General features: G+C 63.3%; 15 protein-coding genes and 2 pseudogenes. 10 read left to right on the top strand and 7 right to left on the bottom strand.

Translation table 11 applies throughout. From position 1 onward, the window contains the following. Positions 1 to 41 precede the first annotated feature (41 nt). Positions 42 to 1,223, bottom strand: a complete 1,182-nt coding sequence (locus tag KSS97_RS16855) for a fumarylacetoacetate hydrolase family protein (protein ID WP_217859698.1) — start codon at positions 1,221 to 1,223, stop codon at positions 42 to 44. 114 nt (positions 1,224 to 1,337) lie between these two features. Here KSS97_RS16855 and KSS97_RS16850 point away from each other — a divergent pair, with 114 nt between their 5' ends. From KSS97_RS16850 to KSS97_RS16825, 6 genes are all read left to right on the top strand, one after another. After that, positions 1,338 to 2,276: a LysR family transcriptional regulator gene (locus tag KSS97_RS16850; RefSeq protein WP_217859697.1), complete on the top strand. Its 939-nt coding sequence runs from the start codon at positions 1,338 to 1,340 to the stop codon at positions 2,274 to 2,276. A 298-nt stretch (positions 2,277 to 2,574) separates the two neighbouring features. Then, positions 2,575 to 3,957: an MFS transporter gene (locus KSS97_RS16845; RefSeq protein WP_217859696.1), complete on the top strand. Its 1,383-nt coding sequence runs from the start codon at positions 2,575 to 2,577 to the stop codon at positions 3,955 to 3,957. After that, positions 3,954 to 4,694 (top strand): SDR family oxidoreductase, encoded by a 741-nt coding sequence (locus tag KSS97_RS16840; RefSeq protein WP_198795878.1) that lies wholly within the window; start codon positions 3,954 to 3,956, stop codon positions 4,692 to 4,694. Before KSS97_RS16845 ends, KSS97_RS16840 begins: the two co-directional genes overlap by 4 nt. 25 nt (positions 4,695 to 4,719) lie before the next feature. Then, entirely contained in the window at positions 4,720 to 5,568 is an 849-nt protein-coding gene (locus KSS97_RS16835; protein ID WP_217859695.1) for an ureidoglycolate lyase, read from the top strand. Between the two features lie 186 nt (positions 5,569 to 5,754). Further along, positions 5,755 to 6,645 (top strand): hypothetical protein, encoded by an 891-nt coding sequence (locus KSS97_RS16830; protein ID WP_217859694.1) that lies wholly within the window; start codon positions 5,755 to 5,757, stop codon positions 6,643 to 6,645. Continuing rightward, on the top strand, positions 6,638 to 7,576 hold the full coding sequence (locus KSS97_RS16825) for a hypothetical protein (protein ID WP_225936045.1): 939 nt from the start codon (positions 6,638 to 6,640) through the stop codon (positions 7,574 to 7,576). The genes KSS97_RS16830 and KSS97_RS16825 overlap by 8 nt, the downstream gene beginning before the upstream one ends. Here KSS97_RS16825 and KSS97_RS16820 read toward each other — a convergent pair. Together KSS97_RS16820 and KSS97_RS16815 are read right to left on the bottom strand one after the other, a co-directional pair. Then, a complete protein-coding gene (locus KSS97_RS16820) occupies positions 7,551 to 8,732 on the bottom strand; it encodes an MFS transporter (protein ID WP_225936044.1) in 1,182 nt (393 codons plus the stop codon). The genes KSS97_RS16825 and KSS97_RS16820 overlap by 26 nt on opposite strands. 26 nt (positions 8,733 to 8,758) lie before the next feature. Further along, the gene (locus KSS97_RS16815; protein WP_217859692.1) at positions 8,759 to 9,385 is read right to left on the bottom strand and encodes a cysteine hydrolase family protein; all 627 of its coding nucleotides are present in this window, start codon (positions 9,383 to 9,385) and stop codon (positions 8,759 to 8,761) included. 162 nt (positions 9,386 to 9,547) lie between these two features. Here KSS97_RS16815 and KSS97_RS16810 point away from each other — a divergent pair, with 162 nt between their 5' ends. Then, positions 9,548 to 10,045, top strand: coding sequence for a winged helix-turn-helix transcriptional regulator (locus KSS97_RS16810; RefSeq protein ID WP_217859691.1), 498 nt, complete (start codon positions 9,548 to 9,550; stop codon positions 10,043 to 10,045). 12 nt (positions 10,046 to 10,057) lie between these two features. Here KSS97_RS16810 and KSS97_RS16805 read toward each other — a convergent pair whose 3' ends face one another. The 4 genes and pseudogenes from KSS97_RS16805 to KSS97_RS28735 all read right to left on the bottom strand — a co-directional run. Further along, complete coding sequence (locus tag KSS97_RS16805; RefSeq protein WP_217859690.1) at positions 10,058 to 13,153, bottom strand: multidrug efflux RND transporter permease subunit; 3,096 nt, start codon at positions 13,151 to 13,153, stop codon at positions 10,058 to 10,060. A 3-nt stretch (positions 13,154 to 13,156) separates the two neighbouring features. Further along, positions 13,157 to 14,326: an efflux RND transporter periplasmic adaptor subunit gene (locus KSS97_RS16800; RefSeq protein WP_217859689.1), complete on the bottom strand. Its 1,170-nt coding sequence runs from the start codon at positions 14,324 to 14,326 to the stop codon at positions 13,157 to 13,159. A 100-nt stretch (positions 14,327 to 14,426) separates the two neighbouring features. Beyond that, a pseudogene (locus KSS97_RS28740) lies at positions 14,427 to 15,023 on the bottom strand (methyl-accepting chemotaxis protein); the annotation flags it as partial. 261 nt (positions 15,024 to 15,284) lie between these two features. After that, positions 15,285 to 16,478, bottom strand: a pseudogene (locus tag KSS97_RS28735) (PDC sensor domain-containing protein); the annotation flags it as partial. 493 nt (positions 16,479 to 16,971) lie between these two features. Between KSS97_RS28735 and KSS97_RS16790 the strand changes: the two are divergent. The 3 genes from KSS97_RS16790 (at position 16,972) to KSS97_RS16780 (ending at position 21,287) form a co-directional block, all read left to right on the top strand. Beyond that, complete coding sequence (locus tag KSS97_RS16790) at positions 16,972 to 18,420, top strand: APC family permease (RefSeq protein WP_030141615.1); 1,449 nt, start codon at positions 16,972 to 16,974, stop codon at positions 18,418 to 18,420. An 84-nt stretch (positions 18,421 to 18,504) separates the two neighbouring features. After that, positions 18,505 to 19,926 (top strand): aldehyde dehydrogenase family protein, encoded by a 1,422-nt coding sequence (locus tag KSS97_RS16785; protein WP_030141614.1) that lies wholly within the window; start codon positions 18,505 to 18,507, stop codon positions 19,924 to 19,926. An 11-nt stretch (positions 19,927 to 19,937) separates the two neighbouring features. Then, positions 19,938 to 21,287, top strand: a complete 1,350-nt coding sequence (locus KSS97_RS16780) for an aminotransferase class III-fold pyridoxal phosphate-dependent enzyme (RefSeq protein WP_217859687.1) — start codon at positions 19,938 to 19,940, stop codon at positions 21,285 to 21,287. Positions 21,288 to 21,346: the final 59 nt, after the last annotated feature.

The following is a 21,346-nucleotide window of genomic DNA, read 5'->3' as shown; positions in this document are numbered from 1 at the left end:
ATTTCTCTCTTGTAATTGGATGAATCGACGATCGGTCGAGCTCAGCGGTCGAGCAGTCCCCGTGCGGCAAGATTACGCAACAGGGCGCCTACGCCGAAGGTCCACGGTGCGGCGTTGCAGCTGTGGTTCACCTGATTATGCAGGCCGCCCAGCAACGGGCTGCTGATGCTGACCCGGTCACCGAGTTTATGGGTGAAACCGCTGCCGGCATGATCACGGTCCTCGGTGGGGGCGAAAAGGGTACCGAGAAACAGCAGGAAGCCATCCGGGTATTGATGGTTGGCGTTGAGTGTCTGGCTGGCCAAGTCCTGCGGATCGCGGCTGATCTGGCTCATGGAACTGCAGCCGTGCAGGCGGTAGCCGTCTTCCCCGTGTACTTGCAGGTCGACTTCGCAAGCGCGCACGTCGTCCAGGCTGAACTGCTCGTCGAACAGGCGAATGAACGGCCCGATGGCGCACGAGGCGTTGTTGTCCTTGGCCTTGCTCAGCAACAGCGCACTGCGGCCCTCGATGTCCCGCAGGTTGACGTCGTTGCCCAGGGTCGCGCCGTGGATCCGGCCCCGGCTGTCAACCGCCAGCACCACTTCGGGCTCCGGGTTGTTCCATTGCGAGGCCGGATGAATGCCGATCTGGCTGCCGCTGCCCACGGCGGCCAGGACCGGCGCCTTGGTGAAGATTTCCGCGTCCGGGCCGATGCCGACTTCCAGATATTGCGACCACATGCCTTGCTCGATGAGGTACGCCTTGAGGCGCATGGCTTGCTCGGAACCCGGCACGATCGAGCGCAGGTTGTCACCGATCACGCCGTGGACCGTGGCGCGCACGGCTTCGGCCCGGGCCGCGTCGCCGCCGGCCTGTTCCTCGATCACCCGTTCGATCATGCTCGCGGCGAAGGTCACGCCGGCGGCCTTGATCACTTGCAGATCCAGCGGCGGCAACAGGAACGGCTTGGCCGGATCAGCGTGTGGGCCGGTGTTGGCCAACAGGTCTTCGACGCTGGCCAGGAAGGTGCCCGGCGCCTGTCGCGCCGACGCGAGGGGTGAGGGCGTTTCCAGCAGATCGCTCAAGGTCGCGAAATGCTCCGAGAGGTCGAACACGCCGTCACTGCGCAGCACGATCGGCGAAGGCCCGGCGATCCGCCCCGGGACCCAGGCGCGACCGATCAGGGTACCGGCCACGCCATCGACCGGCAGGGTGTTCTCGGGAGTAAGCAATAGCGACATGGACAGGCTTCCTGGTTCGTAAAGCCTTCACGCTAGGGCGCGTTGTCGATGAACTCCAATGAGATATATTCAGTATCCGATAACGCCTGGTTATTGCGCTGCCGAGGAAAGTCCATGTCAGATCTGTCCTTTTCCAGCTTTTGCGGCTGGCTCAAATTTCGCCATCTGGTGCTGATCGACACCCTGGGACGCACCTGCAACATGCATCTGGCGGCCGAGCAGATGAACCTCAGCCAGCCGGCCGTGAGCAAGATGCTCAAGGAAATCGAAAACCTGCTCGGCTTCGCCCTGTTCGAGCGCCGACCGCGCAGCATGCCGCCCACCGCCCTGGGTGAGCACGTGCTGCGCTATGCGCAAATCGCCCTGAATGACGCCCGTTCGTTCGTCGAACAGATCAGCAGCCTGCGCGAGGGCGGCCACGGTTACCTCAAGGTCGGCGGTATTTTCGCCGCGACGGCGGTGGCGCTGCCCGAGGCGATCCTGCAGATCAAGCAGCGCTGGCCCCTGCTGTCCATCGAGGTGGTGGAGCAGACCAGCAATCACCTGATGAAGATGCTTGAAGAAAAGAAGCTCGACCTTGCCGTTGCGCGGTTTACCGATCAGAGCCAGCAGCAGCGCTATGACTTCCAACCCCTGGCCCCCGAACCGTTCTGCATCGTGGTCAATGATCGCCATCCGCTCGCCGATGCCGGGCCGACGTCGTTGCAGCAACTGGTGGATCTGCCGTGGATTCTCTACCCGGTCGGCACGCCGATTCGCGCGCGCATGGAACTGGCCTTCGCCGAAGCCGGGGTGGGCATGCCGCGCAACACCATCGACACGATTTCCATGCAGACCTTCCTCCAGGTGCTGCAACGCGGGCCCATGATCGGCATGTTGCCCAATGCGATGGTCGACCCACTGCTCGAAAGCGGCCAGCTCAAGACCCTCGACACACCGCTGCACCTGGTGCCGCAGGACTACGGCATCCTCACCCGCAAGGACGAGCCGCTGGTGGGCGCGGCGCTGGAGTTTGCCGAGATCCTCAAGGACAACGCCCGATTGGATAGCTGAATATCCTGTGGCGAGGGGATTTATCCCCGCTGGGCTGCGAAGCAGTCCTAAACCCAGCCTCTGCGTTCCGTCAGGTTGATTGCGGTGAGTTTCTTAGGGCTGCTGCGCAGCCCAGCGGGGATAAATCCCCTCGCCACAGGTCTCGTTCGGATTTTCAGAACTGTGATAACACCCCGTTATCAACTAATCCAAAAATGCCATTGGGAAAGAATCGCTTCCCGACAGTAGAGTCCTCGTTCAATCGCCGGATGATTCACTCATTCGACGTGACCCAATAAAAACAATCAGGGGTTACCTCATGCAAACCATCTCCGAGCATTTGCCCGCCCAGGCGCAAACCGGCGAACTCGATTTCGAGGACCGGACCTACCGCAAGGTGATCTGGCGAATCCTGCCGGTCCTGCTGTTGTGCTACATGGCGGCCTACCTCGACCGGGTGAACATCGGTTTTGCCAAGCTCGACATGCTCAACGAGCTGCAATTCAGCAACACCGTGTACGCGCTGGGCGCCAGTATGTTTTTCTGGGGTTATTTCCTGTTCGAAGTGCCCAGCAACCTGTTGCTGCATCGCTTTGGCGCGCGGTTCTGGATCGCCCGGATCATGCTCAGTTGGGCGGTGATTTCCATGGCGGTGGCCTACACCGTGCCGCTGGCGGCGTTCTTCCACATCGAATCGAGCACGATGTTCTACGTGCTGCGTTTCCTGCTGGGGATCTGCGAAGCGGGCTTTTTTCCTGGCGTGATCCTCTACCTCAACTACTGGTTCCCGACCCATCGGCAGAGCCGGGTGATGTCCGGGTTCCTGCTGGCATTGCCGGTCAGCCTGACGCTCGGCGGCATATTGTCCGGCTGGCTGATGAACAGCATGCAGGGTGTGCACGGCCTGTCCGGCTGGCAGTGGATGTTGCTGATCGAGGGGGTTCCTTCGATCATCATGGCGGTCGTGGTGGTGGTCTGCCTGGCGGACAACATCGACAAGGCCAAGTGGCTTTCGGCGGCGGAAAAAGCCATGCTCAAGGCCAATCTTCAAACCGACAACCACGGCAAGGCCACACGCTTGAGCGAGGTGTTCTTCAACCCTCGGGTGTGGTTGCTGGTGCTGATCCTGCTGACGTTCAACACCGGTTTCTATGGCCTGGCCTTCTGGATGCCGTCGATCATCAAGAGCACCGGCATCACCAACAGCCTGCACATCGGTTTGCTCACCGCCATTCCCTACTCGGTGGCGGTGGTGGCGATGCTGCTCAACGCCCGGCATTCCAATCGCACCGGCGAGCGCCGACTGCACGCGGCGATTCCAGCCTTCATCGGTGGCGCGGGGCTGATCCTCAGTGCTTACTTCGCCGATAACCTGGTGCTGTCAGTGCTGTTCCTCAGCGTCTCCGCCTCGGGGATCCTCAGCCTGATGCCGATCTTCTGGACCTTGCCCGGCACCGTGCTGTCAGGCGTCGCGGCCGCTGCCGGGATCGGCATGATCAACGCCATCGGCAACCTGTCGGGCTTCACCGGATCGATGATCACCGCCGTGGCCGAGACGCTCACGGGCAATATCAACAACGGTACCTACGTTCTGGCGCTGTGCCTGTTGGTCAGTGGCGGGTTGATCCTGGCCATCCCGGCCTCGATGCTCGGCCGGACACCGAAAAGCGCGGCCCCGGCGGCGCAATTGGAGACAGCATGAGCCTGCAGAACAAACGGGTGCTGGTGACGGCGGCCGGACAGGGCATCGGCCTGGCCAGCGCGGTTGCCTTCGCCCAGGCCGGCGCCGAGGTGTTCGCCAGTGACATTGATATTCGCGCGCTGGCGGGTATCGATGGGGTCAAGCCGATGATCCTGGATGTCACTTCGACCAGCGCCATCGACGCGGCCTGCGAGCGAATCGGTGGATTGGACGTGTTGTTCAACTGCGCAGGCGTCGTGCACAGCGGCAACATCCTCGACTGCGACGAAGCGGCCTGGGCGCGCTCGATGGACCTGAATGTCACGGCCATGTACCGCATGATCCGCGCCTTCCTGCCGGGCATGCTGGCCCGTGGCGGCGGCTCGATCATAAATATGTCGTCGGTGGCTTCCAGTGTCAAAGGCGTGCCCAATCGTTTCGCCTATGCTGCCAGCAAGGCCGCGGTGGTGGGGCTGACCAAATCCGTCGCCATCGACTTCGTCAGCCAGGGCATTCGCTGCAACGCGATCTGTCCTGGCACCGTGGATTCTCCATCGCTGCGCCAGCGCATCGCCGACCAGGCCGCGCAGCAGGGTGTCGAGGAGCAACAGGTCTACCGGCAGTTTCTCGACCGTCAGCCCATGGGACGAATTGGCAATACCGAAGAAATCGCGCAACTGGCGCTCTACCTGGGCAGTGACGCGTCCGGCTATACCACGGGCGCCGTGCACGTGATCGATGGCGGCATGAGCCTTTGAGTTTTCACTTGAACAGGAGCACTTCATGAAACTGTTGCGTTACGGCGAAAAAGGCTCGGAAAAACCCGGGCTGCTGGATGACGACCATCAGATCCGCGACCTGTCGGGCCATGTGCCGGACATCGCCGGAAATGTCATTGGGCCGGAAGGCCTGGCAAAACTCGCCGCCCTCGACCCGCGCAGCCTGCCGGTCGTGGCCGGCCAACCGCGGATCGGCCCGTGCGTCGGCCAGGTCGGCAAGTTCATCTGCATCGGCCTGAACTACGCCGACCATGCTGCCGAGTCGAACATGGAGGTGCCGAAGGAACCGATCATTTTCAATAAATGGACCAGTGCCATCTGCGGGCCGAATGACGATATCCAGATTCCCCGCGGCTCGCTCAAGACCGATTGGGAAGTCGAGCTGGGCGTGGTCATCGGCAAGGGCGGGCGCTACATCGACGAAGCGAACGCCCTGGAACATGTCGCCGGTTATTGCGTGATCAACGATGTGTCGGAGCGCGAGTGGCAGCTCGAACGCGGCGGCACTTGGGATAAAGGCAAGGGCTTCGACACCTTCGGCCCCCTTGGACCCTGGCTGGTGACCAAGGATGAAATCCCCGACCCGCATGCGCTGGACCTGTGGCTGGAAGTCGACGGGCATCGCTATCAGGACGGCAACACCCGGACGCTGATCTTCAGCGTGCCGCAACTGATCGCCTACCTGAGCCGGTGCATGAGCCTGCAACCGGGCGACGTCATTTCCACCGGCACGCCACCGGGCGTTGGGCTGGGCATCAAGCCCAACCCGGTGTTCCTGCGCCCGGGGCAGACCATGCGCCTTGGTATCGAGGGCTTGGGCGAGCAGCGTCAGGTGACCGTGCAGGCGGATTGATCGCTGGTTTCGCTGCCGCTATCGCGAGCAAGCTCGCTCCCACAGGAGATCTCTAGGGTGCAGATAACCGTGTGGGAGCGAGCTTGCTCGCGATGGCGGTAGTTCTGTTGCCGAAGATATAGGCACTGTCCTCGCCACGAAAAATCCTCGAAGATGCGCGCCTGATTCGAGAGAACGATTCGACCCATGAGCGACGACTCCCACGCACGGTTTTCCCGTTTTCAAACCCCGGATCCCAGCATCCCTCCGCGCGAGCAATCACCGATGCTCCCGCAGGAGTTGGCCTGGGCGCGCGAGCGTGCCTTCATGCACCGCTTCAGTTGGTTCGTGGTGCTGCTTCCGCCGTTGAGCATGGGCCTCGTGCTGCCAGGCTTGGCGTACTTGACGATCCTGGGCCTGACCCAGAAATTATTCGCCCCGGAGCTGGATGTCGACCGGATCGTCGGTGATTCCCTGGGCTGGCTGGCGCTGGTGACCGTGCTTTTCGTCGCCGGCTGGGCATTGTCCAATTACCTGCGCGACTCACGGGACCCTACCAAGCGCTACTGGCAATCGTTGCCGGACCAAGGATTGGTCGAGCTTGAGCGTCATACATTGGTCTCGGGCATCAGCCTTTGGGCCAACGACTTTGACCCGGACTGCAACAGCCTTACCCTGTGGAAGAACGACAAGCTGGTGAGCGTGCAAAGCTCCGGCGTTTCGCAGTGGATCCTGGCCATGACCGCGGCCGGCCACTGGCTGGTGCTCAAGGACGAGTTCCCCGGTGACTTCTGCTATGGGCGAGAAGGGCGGATGCCCGAGAAGGGCAAGCAGCTGCAACCCCGCCAGCACTTGGCGATTGCCTTCGCACCCGGAACCCAGCTGATGCTGGGCCAGCGCTTTGAGGGTGCGCCTGTGCCCTTGGTGGAAACGCCCTACTGGATGTCCGCCGATGAGATCAAGCGCCTCACCGAAGCCGCCCATCACTGGATTTTCTTCCCGCCGGACCGTTACGCCGTGGTCAATACCGAGGACGCCCGCTGGGTGCAACGATTGGTGGACAGGGCACAAGCCAGTGTCGGGCCTCAGCATGAGTGACGAACTCTACAAGCAAATGATCCGCTTCGAGACGCCTGATCCAGCCATCGGCCCTCGCGAGCAATCACCAATGCTCCCAGAGGAGGCGGCCAGGGCGCGCGAGCGTGCGTCCATGCACCGCTTCAGCTGGGTCATGGTGCTGGCGGCACCGGTAAGCGTTGGCCTGATGCTGCCAAGCCTGGCGTTCGTGATTGGCCTGGGCCTCGTCGAGAAATGGTTCGTCCCCGGCCTGGATGTCGACCGGGTCATCGATGGATCCTGGGGCTGGCAGGTGCTGGCGACTGTGCTTTTCATCGCCGGTTGGGCCTCGTCCAATTACCGGCGCGATTCACGCGACCCGACCAAGCGCTACTGGCGCTCGATGCCGGATGAAGGGGTGGTCGAGCTTGAGCGTCATACGCTGGTCTCGGGCATCAGCCTGTGGTCCTGCGATGATAATCCCGAGGCCCTCAGCCTCACGCTCTGGCAAGACGACAAGCTGGTGCGCGTGCAAAGCTGCGGCGTGTCGCAATGGATCCTGGCCATGACCTCGGCCGGGCACTGGCTGGTGCTCACGGAGGAAATTCCCGGCGTCTTCCGCCATGGACAGGCCAGGCGAATGCCTGCGCCCGACCTGCGGATGAAGCCCCAGCAGCAATTGGCGATTGCCTTTGCCCCTGGGACCCAGCTGATGCTGGGCCAGCGCTTTGACGGTGCGCCTTTGCCGCTGACGGAATCCTCGTACTGGCTGTCCGCCGATGAGTTCAGCCGCCTCGCCGAAGCATCCCATCGCTGGGGCTTTTTCCCGCCGGACCGTTACGCCGTGGTCAACGACCGGGACGCCGGTTGGGTGCAGCGACTGGTGGACAAGGCGCTGGTGGACAAGGCGCGCGGCAACACTGGTCCACAGCCCCAGCGAACGGCTGTCACGGCTGAGCGTCCGCCAACGTGACGCGGGTATCTCGGGGCGCGAGGGCGCTGGTGACGGTTGCCGCCAGGGCGAGCAACGCACCGACGGTGGCGAGCCCGATCCAGCCGCTCCGGTGGACCCCGTAGTTACCCAAGGCCGCGCCGAGTGCACCGCCCAGGAAATACGAACCCATGAACACCGTGTTCAATCGGCTGCGGGCCTCGGCGCGCAGGGTCTGGACGCGTGCCTGATTGGCCACCAGCCCGACCCGGTTGCCGAAGTCCAACAGCACCATGCCGACAATCAGCCAGCCCAGGTGCTGTCCGCCGGCCCCGATGAAGACGAAACCGACGGCCAGCACTGTCGCACCCGCGACGGTCAGCGTCCGGGCGCCCAGGCGATCGACTAACGTGCCGATGCGGGGCGATGCGACGATGCCCAACACTGTCACCAGGCCGAACAGGCCAATGGTGGTCGAGCCGAACGTGTACGGCGGCTGGGTCAGCAGCGCGGCCAGCGTGGCCCATAAGGCACTGAAGGCGGCGAAAATCAGGAAGCCGCTCGCGGCACAGAAGCGCAGTACCGGCTCCTCGCGCAACAGGCTGCCGAGGGAACGCATCAGCGCGCCATAGCGCATGGGAGAAAGGCTCGTCAGAGCGGGTAGATTTCCGGCAACGATCAACAACAGCATTCCATCGATGAGGGAGGCCACCCAGAACACCGATCGCCAACCGCAGTGCTCGCCGAGCAGGCCACCGAAGGTCCGCGCCAACAGTAATCCGGCGGACAGTCCGCTCAGCAACGTCCCGACCACCCGGCCGCGTTCCGCGGGCGCGGCCAGACCCGACAGGGCGGGGATGATCAACTGTGCGGTAATCGCCGTGACCCCAACCAGGAAACTGCCGACGCACAGCAGCGCGAAACTCGGCGCCGCGGCGCAGGCGAGCAGCGCGACGGCATTTGCCCCGATGGCCCGCAATGCCACGCGGCGGGGTTGTCGGCAATCGGCGAGGGGCACGATGAGCAGCAGGCCCGTCCCATAACCGAGTTGCGTCAGCGTGGCGATCAGCCCGGCTTGGGTCGAGGTCAGGCCGAACGACGCGGCCATCATCGGCAGCAACGGTTGATGGTAGTAAAGGGTCGACACGGCCAGGGCGCAACACACGGCCATCACGCCGACCAGGCGAGCGGGGATCACGTTCGACACGGGCATGGCGCGGTCCTTCAGCGCGGTTGCAAGGTCGAGATCAGCGTGCCGGTATCGACGATGCTGTGGGCGAATGTCGGACCGTTCAACTCGTGCGCCGCGTGCATCATTTCCGGGTTGAACGCGGCGGTTGCGTCGCGCACCAGCGTCACGTGGTAACCGAGCTCCATGGCGAAACGTGCGGTGGACTCGATGCAGGTGTTCGCCAGCAAACCCATCACAATCACATGGGTGATGCCTTGTTGCTTGAGCTGGAAATCGAGGTCGGTATTGGCAAAACCGCTCTGGCCCCAATGCTCCTGGACGATGATGTCGCCGTCCTGTGGCACGAAGTCCGGGTGCCATTCGCCGCCCCAGGTGCCTTTTGCGAACGTATGGCGTTGCTGGATCAGGCGTTGGGTCGGATTGGGGTGGTTCCAGTTGTCGTAGTCGCCGGGTTGCCAGCGGCGATGGGGCACGTAGAACACCTGGATGCCTTGTTGCCGAGCGGTCGCCACAGCGGCGCGCAGGTTGTCGAGGAGGTGAACGTCCTGGGCAACCTTTTCCAGCAAGGGAAAGAGCTTGCCGCCCTCGGACAGGAAGTCGTTATAGGGGTCGACCAGCAACAGGCCGGTTCGCGACGGGGAGTACACAGGCTGGGTCATGTCTTCGATGCTCCGGTTGGGAAAGGCACGATCAATACTAACTATGAAAATCATATAGTCAATGATCTAGCGGTGTACATCGCATTTTTTACAGCCGAATCGTATCCGCAATCGCCGTGTTACTATGAAAAAAATAGTGGCTTTGCGGATTCTGGAAAAGTGATGAACAAGCACGACGAGACAAACGAGACGGTGTGCCCGGTGGCGCGTTCGGTGGGTGTGGTCGGTGATAAGTGGACGATCCTGGTGTTGCGTGAGTTGTACATGGGCACGACACGCTTCGAGGAGATCCAGATCCAGACCGGCGCCACGCCGCAAATGCTCACCTCGCGCCTCAAGGCATTGGAAACCGGCGGCCTGGTGGAGCGTCGTCCCTACAACGAAAAACCCCTGCGCTACGAGTACCAGCTGACCGCCAAGGGATGGGATTTCTATCCGGTGATCTACGCGTTGCGCGCCTGGGGCGAAACGTGGTGCAAGGGCGAGGATGAAGGGTTGGCGATGCACTTTGTGCATCGCGCCTGTGGTCACGACGTGGGGGTGGCGAGTGTTTGCCCCAATTGCGGAGTACCGGTGGAACGCAAGGACTTGCAACCGTCGATCAGTGAACGCTTCCTCGCCGAGCGCACGGCCCGTCGGGAAGCGTTCAAGGGCAGGTAGCGCCGCCAACCCTCAATCGGATTTGTGACGCGTGACGCGCTTCATCACCACCACGAAGAACACCGGGACAAACACCACCGCCAGGGTGGCGCTGATCATGCCGCCGATCACGCCTGTGCCAATGGCTTGCTGGCTCGCCGAGCTGGCCCCCGTGGCGATCGCCAGCGGGACCACGCCGAGGATGAACGCCAACGAGGTCATGATGATCGGCCGCAAGCGCAGGCGCGCGGCCTGGAGCGTGGCGTCGACCAGGTCGTGGCCTTCGTCGTACAGGCTCTTGGCGAATTCGATGATCAGGATCGCGTTTTTCGCCGACAGGCCGATGATGGTAATCAGCCCGATCTTGAAGAACACATCGTTGGGCATGCCGCGCAACGACACCGCCAATACCGCACCAAGCACGCCCAGCGGAACCACCAGCAACACCGAGGTCGGGATCGACCAACTCTCGTACAGCGCCGCCAGGCACAGGAACACCACCAGCAGCGACAGGCCCAGCAGGATGGGCGCCTGGCTGCCGGACAAGCGTTCCTGCAACGACAGGCCGGTCCATTCCTGGCCCATGCCCTTGGGACCCTGGGCGACCAACCGTTCGATTTCGGCCATGGCTTGCCCGGTGCTGTAGCCCGGTGCCGGTTCGCCGGAAATGCTCACCGCCGGGTAGCCGTTGTAGCGGGTCAGTTGCGCCGGCCCCTGGGTCCAGCGGGCCTGGACGAACGCCGACAGCGGCACCATTTGTCCATTGCTGTTGCGCACGTGGATCTTCAGCAGGTCCTCGACCTGGCTGCGCTGGTCGCCTTCGGCCTGGACCACCACGCGCTGCATGCGCCCCTGGTTCGGAAAGTCGTTGATGTAGGCCGAGCCCACCGCCGTGGACAGCACGCCACCGACGTCGGCAAAGGAAATCCCCAAGGCATTCGCCTGCTTGCGATCCACCTCCAGTTGCACCTGCGGCGCTTCCGCCAGGGCACTTTCGCGCACGTTCATCAGCACCGGGCTTTTTTCGGCGGCGGCGAGCAGTTCGCTACGGGCCTGCATCAGCGTGGCATGGCCGAGGCCGCCGCGGTCCTGCAAGCGAAACTCGAAACCGCTGGAAGTACCGAGGCCGTCCACCGGCGGCGGCAGCACCGAGAAGACCATGGCGTCCTTGATCGCGCCGAAGGCCTGGTTGGCGCGATCGGCGATGGACGCCGCCGAATCATCGCCGCCGCGCTGCGACCAATCCTTCAGCGTGGTGAACGCCAGGGCCGCGTTCTGCCCGCTGCCGGAGAAGCTGAAGCCGAGGATCACCGTGCTGTCGCCAACGCCGGGCTCGCTGGCATTGTGCGCCTCGATCTGTTCGACGACCTGTACCGTGCGGTTCTTGCTCGCGCCCGGCGGCAACTGGATGTCGGTGATGGTGTAGCCCTGGTCTTCCACCGGCAGGAACGAGGAGGGCAGGCGACTGAACAGCAGGCCCATGCCCACCAGCAGCACGCCGTAGATCAACAGATAACGGCCGCTGCGTCTCACTGCGTAGGCCACCCAACCGTGGTAGCGGTCGCCGAATCGATCGAAGCCGCGGTTGAACGCACCGAAGAACCCGCGTTTGGCGTGGTGATCGCCTGGCGCGATCGGCTTGAGCAGGGTCGCGCACAGGGCTGGGGTCAAGGTCAGGGCGAGAAACGCCGAAAACAGGATCGACGTCGCCATCGATAGCGAGAACTGCTGGTAGATCACCCCCACAGAACCCTGCATGAACGCCATCGGAATGAACACCGCCACCAGCACCAGGGTGATGCCGATGATCGCCCCGGTGATCTGGCCCATGGCCTTGCGCGTCGCGTCCTTGGGAGAGAGGCCTTCCTGGGCCATGATCCGCTCGACGTTCTCCACCACCACGATGGCATCGTCCACCAGGATGCCGATGGCCAGCACCATGCCGAACATGGTCAATACGTTGATCGAGAAACCCAGGGCGAGCATCGTCGCGAAGGTGCCCATCAGCGCCACCGGCACTACCAGCGTCGGGATCAGCGTGTAGCGGATGTTCTGCAGGAACAGGTACATCACCGCGAACACCAGCAACATCGCCTCGCCGAGGGTATAGACCACCTTGGTGATCGAGACTTTGACGAACGGCGACGTGTCGTAGGGAATCTTGTATTCCACGCCGGCCGGGAAGTAGCGCGCCAGCTCATCCATCTTCGCCCGTACGAGGGTGGCGGTGTTCAACGCGTTGGCGCCCGGCGACAACTGCACCGCCACGGCAGTCGACGGCTTGCCGTTCAGGCGCGTGGAGAACTGGTATTCCTGGCTGCCGATTTCCACCCGCGCGACATCGGCGATGCGCACCGTCGAACCGTCGGGGTTGGCCTTGAGCACAATGTCGGCGAATTCCTGCGGCGTCGAGAGCTGGCCCTTGACGACGATGGTCGCGGTGATTTCCTGGGTGCTGCGGCTCGGCAGGTCGCCGAGGCTGCCGGCCGAGACCTGGGCGTTCTGCGCGACGATGGCGGCATTGACGTCCGCCGGGGTCAGGTTGAAACCCACCAGCTTGCGCGGATCGATCCAGATCCGCATGGCCCGCTCGGCGCCGTACAACTGGGCCTTGCCGACGCCGTCCAGGCGCTTGATCTCGTTCATCACGTTGCGCGCCAGATAATCGCTGAGCGCCACGTCATCGAGCTTGCCGTCGCTGGAGGTGAGGGTGATCAGCAACAGGAAGCCGGCGGAAACCTTGTCCACCTGCAAGCCCTGCTGGGTTACCGCTTGCGGCAGGCGCGACTCCACCGCCTTGAGGCGGTTCTGCACGTCGACCTGGGCCAGTTCGGGGTTGGTCCCGGGTTGGAAGGTCGCGGTGATTGTGGCGCTGCCGAGGCTGCTCTGGGATTCGAAATACAGCAGGTTGTCGGCGCCGTTGAGTTCTTCCTCGATCAGGCTGACCACGCTCTCGTCGATGGTCTGCGCCGACGCGCCCGGGTACACCGCGTAGATCTCGATTTGCGGCGGCGCCACGACCGGGTATTGCGCCACCGGCAGTTGTGGAATGGCCAGGATCCCGGCCAGGAGGATGAACAGCGCGACGACCCAGGCAAACACCGGGCGGTCGATGAAGAATTGCGGCATGGCTTAGTGTCCTGCCTGTGGCCCGGAAGCCTGGGCGAGAGGAAGAGGGGAATCATCGATCCGGACTTTTTCACCGGGGCGGGCGTGCTGGACACCTTCGACGACGATGCGATCGCCCGGCTTCAAGCCTTCGGTGACGATCCAGCGATCATTCTGAGCGGCGCCCAATTGCACCGGTTGCTGGCTGACCTTCTGCTCGGCGTCCAGCAGCAAAACCTGGGCGATGCCGGCGCTGTCGCGCAGGATCGCCCGTTGCGGCACGGTGATGCCTTGGCTGTTCACTGCCTGCTCCAGGCGCACCCGGATGAAACTGCCCGGCAGCAAGTCCAGGTCCGGGTTGGGGAACTCGCTGCGCAGGGTGATCTGGCCAGTGCCAGGGTCGACGCTGAGGTCGGTGAAGAGCAACTTGCCGGGCAGCGGATAGGGGCTGCCGTCGTCCTGGATCAGGGTGGCCTTGGCCTGGTCCCGGCCGACCGCTTGCAACTGGCCGGCGCGAAAGGCGCGGCGCAGGTCGTTGAGTTCACGGGTCGATTGGGTAAGGTCGGCGTGGATCGGGTCCAGTTGCTGGATGAGTGCCAATGGCGTGGTTTCGTTCTGCCCCACCAGTGCGCCTTCGGTCACCAGGGCGCGACCGATGCGCCCGGAAATCGGCGCGGTCACCGTGGCGTAGCCTAGGTTCAGCTTGGCCCGTTCCACGGCGGCCTTGTTGGCGGCGACATCGGCTGCGGTCTGGCGCACGTTGGCCCGGGCATTGTCGTAGTCCTGGCCGCTGATGGCCTGGTCATCGATCAGTTGGGCATAGCGCTGCGCCTGCAACCGGGCCTGGAACGCATTGGCCTCGGCCTTGCGCAACGCCGCCTCGGCACTGTCCAGGTCGGCCTTGAACGGCGCCGGATCGATGCGAAACAGTACTTGCCCCTGCTTGACGTCGCTGCCTTCGCGGTAGACCCGCTGCAAGACCACGCCGGCGACCCGGGCGCGGACTTCGGCCACTCGCGGTGCGGCGATCCGGCCGCTCAGCTCGTTGCTGATGGACAGCGATCGAGCCTGGACGGTCTCGATACGCACGCTGGCCGGCGGTGCGGATTCTTCCGAGGTCGAGGTGTCATCACAGCCGCTGAGCAACAGCGCACCGATCAACAGGCCCAGCGTGACGGCAGGTTTCTTGGACATGGTGCTTCCCCACTATTGAACCGCCCATGGTAGGGAGCCGGGCCGATGACAGGGGTTAAGCTTTGTAGCGGCTCTGTGAAATTGTGTAACGCCCCTGGAATCAAATCTGAAAATGCCCCACCAACGCCTGCTGGTGGTTGGCCATGGCGTGCAGCGTGTGACTCGCCTGGGACGCTTCCTGCATCCGGCCGGCCAGGGTTTCGCTGATGCCACGAATGCCGCTGACGCGGTGGCTGATGTCTTCCACCACTGAGCTTTGCTCCAGGGCCGCGCTGGCGATCTGTTGGTTCATCTGTTCGATCACTTCCACGGCCTGGGTGATGTGCTGCAGCGCGCCATGGGTGTGTTCGACGTGAACGACGCTGCCCCTGGCCAGTTCCCGGCTCGACTGGGTGCTGAGTACCACGTCCTGGCTCAGTTGCTGCAAGGCTTCGATCACCGTGCGGATCTGCTCGACGGAATTCTGGGTGTTGCTCGCCAAATGCCGGACTTCATCGGCCACCACCGCGAAGCCACGTCCCTGTTCGCCGGCCCGGGCTGCTTCGATGGCGGCGTTCAGGGCCAGGAGGTTGGTCTGCAGGGCAATGGCGCAAATCACGTCCAGCACCTGGCTGATCTGCTGGCTGTTGTCCGCCAGTGCCTTGACCTGACCAAGCGTTGCCTCCAGGCGCCGGTCGAGGGCGTCGATGCTGCTGACGGCGTTGGCGAACATTTCCTGTCCCGATCGGCTGGCATTTTCCGCCACCGTTGCGGCATCGGCAGCCTGGTGGGAGTGGCGCGCCACTTCCTGGGCGCTGGCGCTCATCTCGTGCAAGGCGGTCGCCGCCAATTCGACTTCCCGGTACTGCTGTTGCATGCCTGCGCTGACTTCTCCGGCGACCCGCGCAGACGTGTCGGCGGTGTCCCGAGTGTCCCGGGACGCTTGCTGGATATCCCGGATGATTGGCTGGAGCTTGTCGAGGAAACGGTTGAAGCCGTGCGCCAACTGACCGAGTTCATCGTGGCGTTCGTCGGGCAGGCGCTGGGTGAGGTCGCCGTCACCTTCGACAATGGCGTCGAGCATATGAGCCACCCGCAACAATGGCCGTGTCACGCCGTAGGCGGTGAGCCAGATGAGCAGCAGCCCGAGGCCGGCAGCCAGCAGGCCCAGGCTGAGGTTGAACCAGTTCGACTGGCGATGCTTGTCGTCGAGCTGCGCCTGCATATGCAAGGCGGGCGCTTGCACGAGCGCTTCCGGCACGCGGATCTGCAGTTGCCAGGGGCTGTTCGCCACGGCGGTTTGCACGGCTTGGTGCACGTCGATAGAAGCGTCCGTCACGCTGCCGCTATGGCCGGCCACTTGCCCCGATGGGGAGAGAATGCTGATCTCGCTGTGGCCGGGATACAGGTCGTTCGCCAGGCTGGCAGCGAGTTGCTGGAGGGTATCGAGGCTGATGTCCATGCCCACCACGCCGATGACTTTGCCTTGGTCCAGCAGTGGTATGGAGATGCTGCTCATCAAGGTCTGCTTGCCTTCGACTTCAATCGCGTAGGGCTCCGTCACGCAGGTATGCCCCTGGTTTTGCGGGCAGACGTACCAGGCGTTTTCCGGCTCGCTGCCCGGTGGCGCGGTGTTGGCGCTGATCTGGGCTTCGCTGAGCACTTCCTGCACCAGGTGCCCGGGCTGGCTTTGCGACCAGTACAGGGCAAAGCGGCCTTTTTCGTTGCTGGCGAGGTCGCGCTGTCCGGCAAAGCTGGCATCCTCGGTCGCCAGGGCGTCGGGCACCAGCACGACATAGAAACCGAGGACTTTCTCACGCTTGAGCAGCGCCTCGCGAGTCAGGCCAATCAGGTCGTGGCGCAGTTGCGCGGCCGTCAATCGTCCGTTCTGCGCCTGGGCGCGCAGTTGCAGCACCTGCTGGGCAAAACCTTCGCCATAAATCGCCGTTTCGCTGAAAAAGCGCTCAACCCGCTGACCGTGGGCCAAGGCCTGTGCTTGCAGGCCCTCCAACGCCGATTGTCCAAGTAGCTGGCTGCTTTGCCGTTTCAGCAGCGTGGCGCCTTGCTGGTTCTGATACAGCGAGGCACCGGTCAGTGCCCCGACGACCGCCAGCAGGCTCAGGCCGCTCAGAAGGGTGATCCGCCATTGGATAGAGAGACGAGCGAAAAACATGCTGAGGTTTCCTGGGCTTAGGGGTTTTTATTGTTTTGAGCCCAGCACTGTCTGAACGGTGGGCAAGGTTATCTTGCGGCAGGAAGCGCCTCCCCGTTATCCCGAATCGGCAGCGGTTGTGCGCCGAGATTGAGCGCATGCGGTTCACTTAAGGCGCCGACGTCCTTGTGGCGAGGGGATTTATCCCCGCTGGGCTGCGCAGCAGCCCCCTAACAGTCAACTCAGTATTCTGATACTCCGCGTTGCCTGCATTTAGGGCCGCTTCGCGCCCCAGCGGGGATAAATCCCCTCGCCACAGGAATGTCCTTCCCTGATGGGGCTGGCCTGTTTTGGGGCACTGTTTTTGATGCTGCCGTTTTGGGATAGCGAAGGGTTTTGGCAAGGGCATAGCATCGAAACCAGCGTGCAAGCAGAACAACAAGATTCTGGAAGCCGGCGAAGCTGGCCGACTCCGGTCCAGCAGCCACTGCCTCATACAATAAGGTCAAGAACAATGAGCGTATCTTTCCCGATCAGCAGCTCGACGGAGCTGAAGCGCGGCGCACTGGGTGTCGGCTTCATCATCTTCTTCGTGATATCGGCGGCGAGTCCCTTGAGTGTCATCGCCGGCGGCTTTCCCATCGGCATCATGCTTGGCAATGGCGCCGGCACACCTGCGCTGTTGCTGCTGGCGCTGTTGGTGTTGCTGGCCTTTTCGGCGGGTTACACCGCCATGTCCCGGCACATGACCAACGCCGGTGGCTTCTACGCCTTCACCTCTCGCGGCCTGGGTGGCTTGGCCGGTGGCGCGGCAGGGGTGTTGGCGATGTTTGCCTACAACATTCTCCAGGTCGGCCTGTACGGCATGTTCGGCGGCGTGGTCAGCGGCACGATGGCCAGTGTCTTCGGCCTGGAATTGCCGTGGTGGACGTACTCGCTGCTGGCGATGGCGAGCGTTGCGATCCTCGGTTATCGCAAGATCGACTTATCGGCTCGTGTGCTCTCTGTGGTGGTGATCGCCGAGTACCTGGCGATCCTGACGCTGGATTTCGCCATCCTCAAGACCGGTGGCGACAGCGGCATCAATCTCGATTCGTTCGACCGCAGCCACGTCTTCAGCGGCACGCCATCCATCGGCCTGCTGTTCTGTTTCGCGGCGTTCATCGGCTTCGAAGCCACGACGATCTATGGAGAAGAGGCGAGGAATCCGCACCGCACGATTCCCATCGCCACCTACAGCTCCGTGCTGTTGATCGGTGGTTTTTATGCGCTGTCGGTCTGGTCGATGATCGTGGGTGTCGGGGCCGACAAGATCGTACCGACGCTGCAAGCCCTGCAGGATCCGACCACGTTCATCTACGGCCTGTCCGATCACTTTGTCGGCCCGCACCTGACCCAGATCATCCGGCTGCTGTTCATGGTCAGCATCTACGCCGGACTGCTGGCGTTCCACAATGCCGCGGCGCGTTATTTCTATGCCATCGGCCGGGACGGCTTGCTGCATAGCCGCTTGGGTACCACCCACCGCGTGCACCAGAGCCCGCACATGGGCTCGGTCCTGCAAAGCCTGATCGCCGCCGTGGTGGTGCTGATCTTCGCCGCGCTGGACGCCGACCCGATCCTGCAATTGTTCGCCTGGTTTTCCAACCTGGCCACCCTCTGCGTGATCCTGCTGATGGCGCTGACGTCGGCGGCGGTGTTCGTCTACTTCCGGCGCCACCCGGAATTGAAGCTGGGGCTTTGGCGCGGTCGGATTCTTCCAGGCTTTGCGTGCCTGGCCTTGCTCGCGGTGCTGGCCCTTGCGGTGATTCATTTCGATGTGCTCACGGGCGCCAGCCAGCGCCTGTCCTACGGTCTCTGCGCCGTCATTCCTGTCGCGCTGGTGGTCGGCGTGTTCCTCGCCGTGCGTCTGCGCAAGGTCTCGCCGGAGCGATTCGCGGCGCTGGGTAGCCACAAGCTCTAGCCGCCACGCGAGCGCTTCACACCACACAAAAAACAACTGCGCTGTCGTTCGGGACGGTTCGGCGGCGCGTGAAAGGAAGATTCCATGCACGATTATCAAATGCTCATCAACGGGGTGCGGGTCGACGGCGAAAACGGCCATTTCGATGTGGTCAACCCGGCGACGGGCGCTGCGTTCGCCCGATGCCCGGCCGGTTCCCTGGGCCAACTGGACCGCGCGGTCGAGGCGGCGCAATCGGCCTTTGTCGAGTGGCGGCACAGCACCCATGAAGATCGCCGCCAACGTCTGCTGGATATTGCGACGGACATCGAGCAGGACGCCGACGCGCTGGCCCGGCTCATCGTCCTCGAACAAGGCAAGCCGCTGGCGCTGGCGTTTTCTGAAGTCATGGGCGCGGCGGCCTGGACGCGTTATGCCGCCGAACAACAGATCCCGGTGGAGCTGGTGGAAGAAACCCCGACCCAGCGCATCGAGCTGCACCGCAAGCCCTTGGGCGTCGTCGCCTCGATCACGCCCTGGAACTGGCCGTTCATGATTGCCGTCTGGCACATCATGCCGGCGCTGCGAGCCGGCAATTGCGTGATCAGCAAGCCGTCGAGCCTGACGCCCCTGAGCACTCTGCGCCTGGTGGAAATCATCGCCTGTCATGTGCCCCGGGGCGTGATCAATGTCGTGACCGGCGAACAGGGCTTTGGCAGCGCGATCACGGCCCACGCCGGTATCCAGAAAATTGTCTTCACCGGTTCGACAGCCACCGGCCAGAGCGTGATGCGCGGTGCTGCGGCGAATCTCAAACGCCTGACGCTGGAGCTGGGCGGCAACGATGCTGCCATCGTCCTGCCCGGCACGTCGGTCGAGGCGGTGGCCGAAGAGATTTTCCAGGCGGCCTTTCTCAACATGGGGCAGACCTGCGCCGCCCTCAAGCGCCTGTACGTGCACCAATCCCAATACGAGGCGTTCGCCGACGCACTGACACTCATCGCCGCGCGCCAGGTCGTTGGCGACGGCCTGGAGCCGGAGGTCACCTTCGGTCCGGTACAAAACGCTGAACAACTGGCGCTGGTGGAAGCACTGGTGGCGGATGCCCGGAACCAGGGCGCGCGTGTGCTGTGTGGCGGCGCGCGCCTGGACCGAGCGGGTTTCTTTTATCCGCCGACCCTCGTCGCCGATGTCAGCGACGGCCAGCGCCTGGTGGACGAAGAACAGTTCGGCCCGGTGTTGCCGCTGATTGCCTACCAGGACGTCGAGGATGTCCTGCGCCGCGCCAACGCTGGCGACATGGGCCTGGGCGGTTCGGTCTGGGGCAGCGATGTGGACCAGGCCCAGGCCTTGGCCAGTCGCCTTGAAAGCGGCGTGGCCTGGGTCAACTGCCATGCGCAGATCCAACCGAACACGCCATTTGGTGGCAGCAAGATGTCCGGGTTCGGCGTCGAGTTCGGCCTTGAAGGGTTGCTGGAATTCACCGGCCAGCAACTGCTGTACGTACGCAAGCGTGAAACACAGTGAGGACTGCAACCATGTACGAGCACTACAAGACGGCACAAAAGAAATTCTGGCACCCGATGAGCTCATCGGCGCCGGCCAACCGCTCCAAGACATTGGTCATCGCCCGTGGCGACGGTAACTACATCACCGATATCGACGGCCACCGCATGCTCGATGGAGTCGGCGGCTTGTGGAACGTGAACGTGGGGCACAACCGCGCTTCAGTGAAGGCGGCCATTGCCGCGCAAATGGACGAGTTGGCGTATTACCAGACTTTCGACGGTATCGCCCACCCTCGGGTGTTCGATCTGGCCGAACGACTCACGTCGATGTTCGCCCAGGAAGACATGGCGCGGGTGTTGTTCAGTTCCGGCGGTTCGGACGCGGTCGAGACGGCCCTGAAAATGGCTCGGCAATACTGGATCGCCAGTGGTGAGCCAGGGCGCACGCGCTTCCTGTCGTTGCGCAATGGCTACCATGGCGTGCACATGGGCGGCACCTCCGTGGGCGGCAACGGCGTCTATCACTACAACCATGGGCCGCTGTTGGCCGGTTGCCATCTGCTCGATACGCCGTGGCTGTACCGCAATCCCTGGGACTGCCGTGACCCGCAGGAATTGACCGCCCACTGCATTCGCCAGTTGGAAGACCAGATCGCCTTGCTCGGCGCCCAGACCATCGCGGCGCTGATCGCCGAGCCGGTGCAGGGCGCCGGCGGCGTGATCGTACCCCCCGCCGATTATTGGAAAAAATTGCGCGAAGTCTGCGATCGCCACGGCATCCTGCTGATCGCCGATGAAGTCGTCACCGGCTTCGGCCGCACCGGTTGCATGCTCGGCAGTCGCGGCTGGGGCGTCGCGCCGGACGTGTTGTGCCTGGCCAAGGGCATCACCGCCGGTTACATCCCCATGGGCGCCACGGTGTTCAACCAGCGCATGGTCGATGCCATCGAGAACGGCCCGGGTTTCACCAGTGTGATCATGCATGGCTACACCTACAGCGGACACCCGACGGCGTGCGCCGCAGCGCTGGCGGTGCTGGACATCGTCGAGGCCGAGGATTTGCCAGGCAACGCCGGCAAGGTTGGCGCCCAGTTGCTGGAGCAACTGCAGCCGTTGGCCGAACGCCATGCGCTGGTCGGCGAAGCGCGTGGCAAGGGCCTGATGATTGCCCTCGATCTGGTGGCGAACAAGGTCACCCGCGAACCGCTGGATCCCGCCAACGGCCTGGCGTCGCGGATTGCCGAGCGTGCGCGCCGGGCCGGCGTCTTGGTGCGCCCGATCGGCAACAAGATCGTCCTGTCGCCACCGTTGACCCTCACATCCGACGAGGCCGGCGTGATGGTCGGCGCGCTGGACGACGCGCTCGCCAACTGCCGCTAGCCCGGCCAGCCGGCGCCGTTTGCGGTGCCGGCTTCCCAATATAAAAACAGCCTGTCAAG

The sequence above is a fragment of the Pseudomonas alvandae genome (genome assembly GCF_019141525.1).
Taxonomy (GTDB): Bacteria; Pseudomonadota; Gammaproteobacteria; order Pseudomonadales; family Pseudomonadaceae; genus Aquipseudomonas; species Aquipseudomonas alvandae.
Note: the sequence above shows the minus strand (reverse complement) of the source record. Positions and strands in the feature narration are given on the sequence as shown.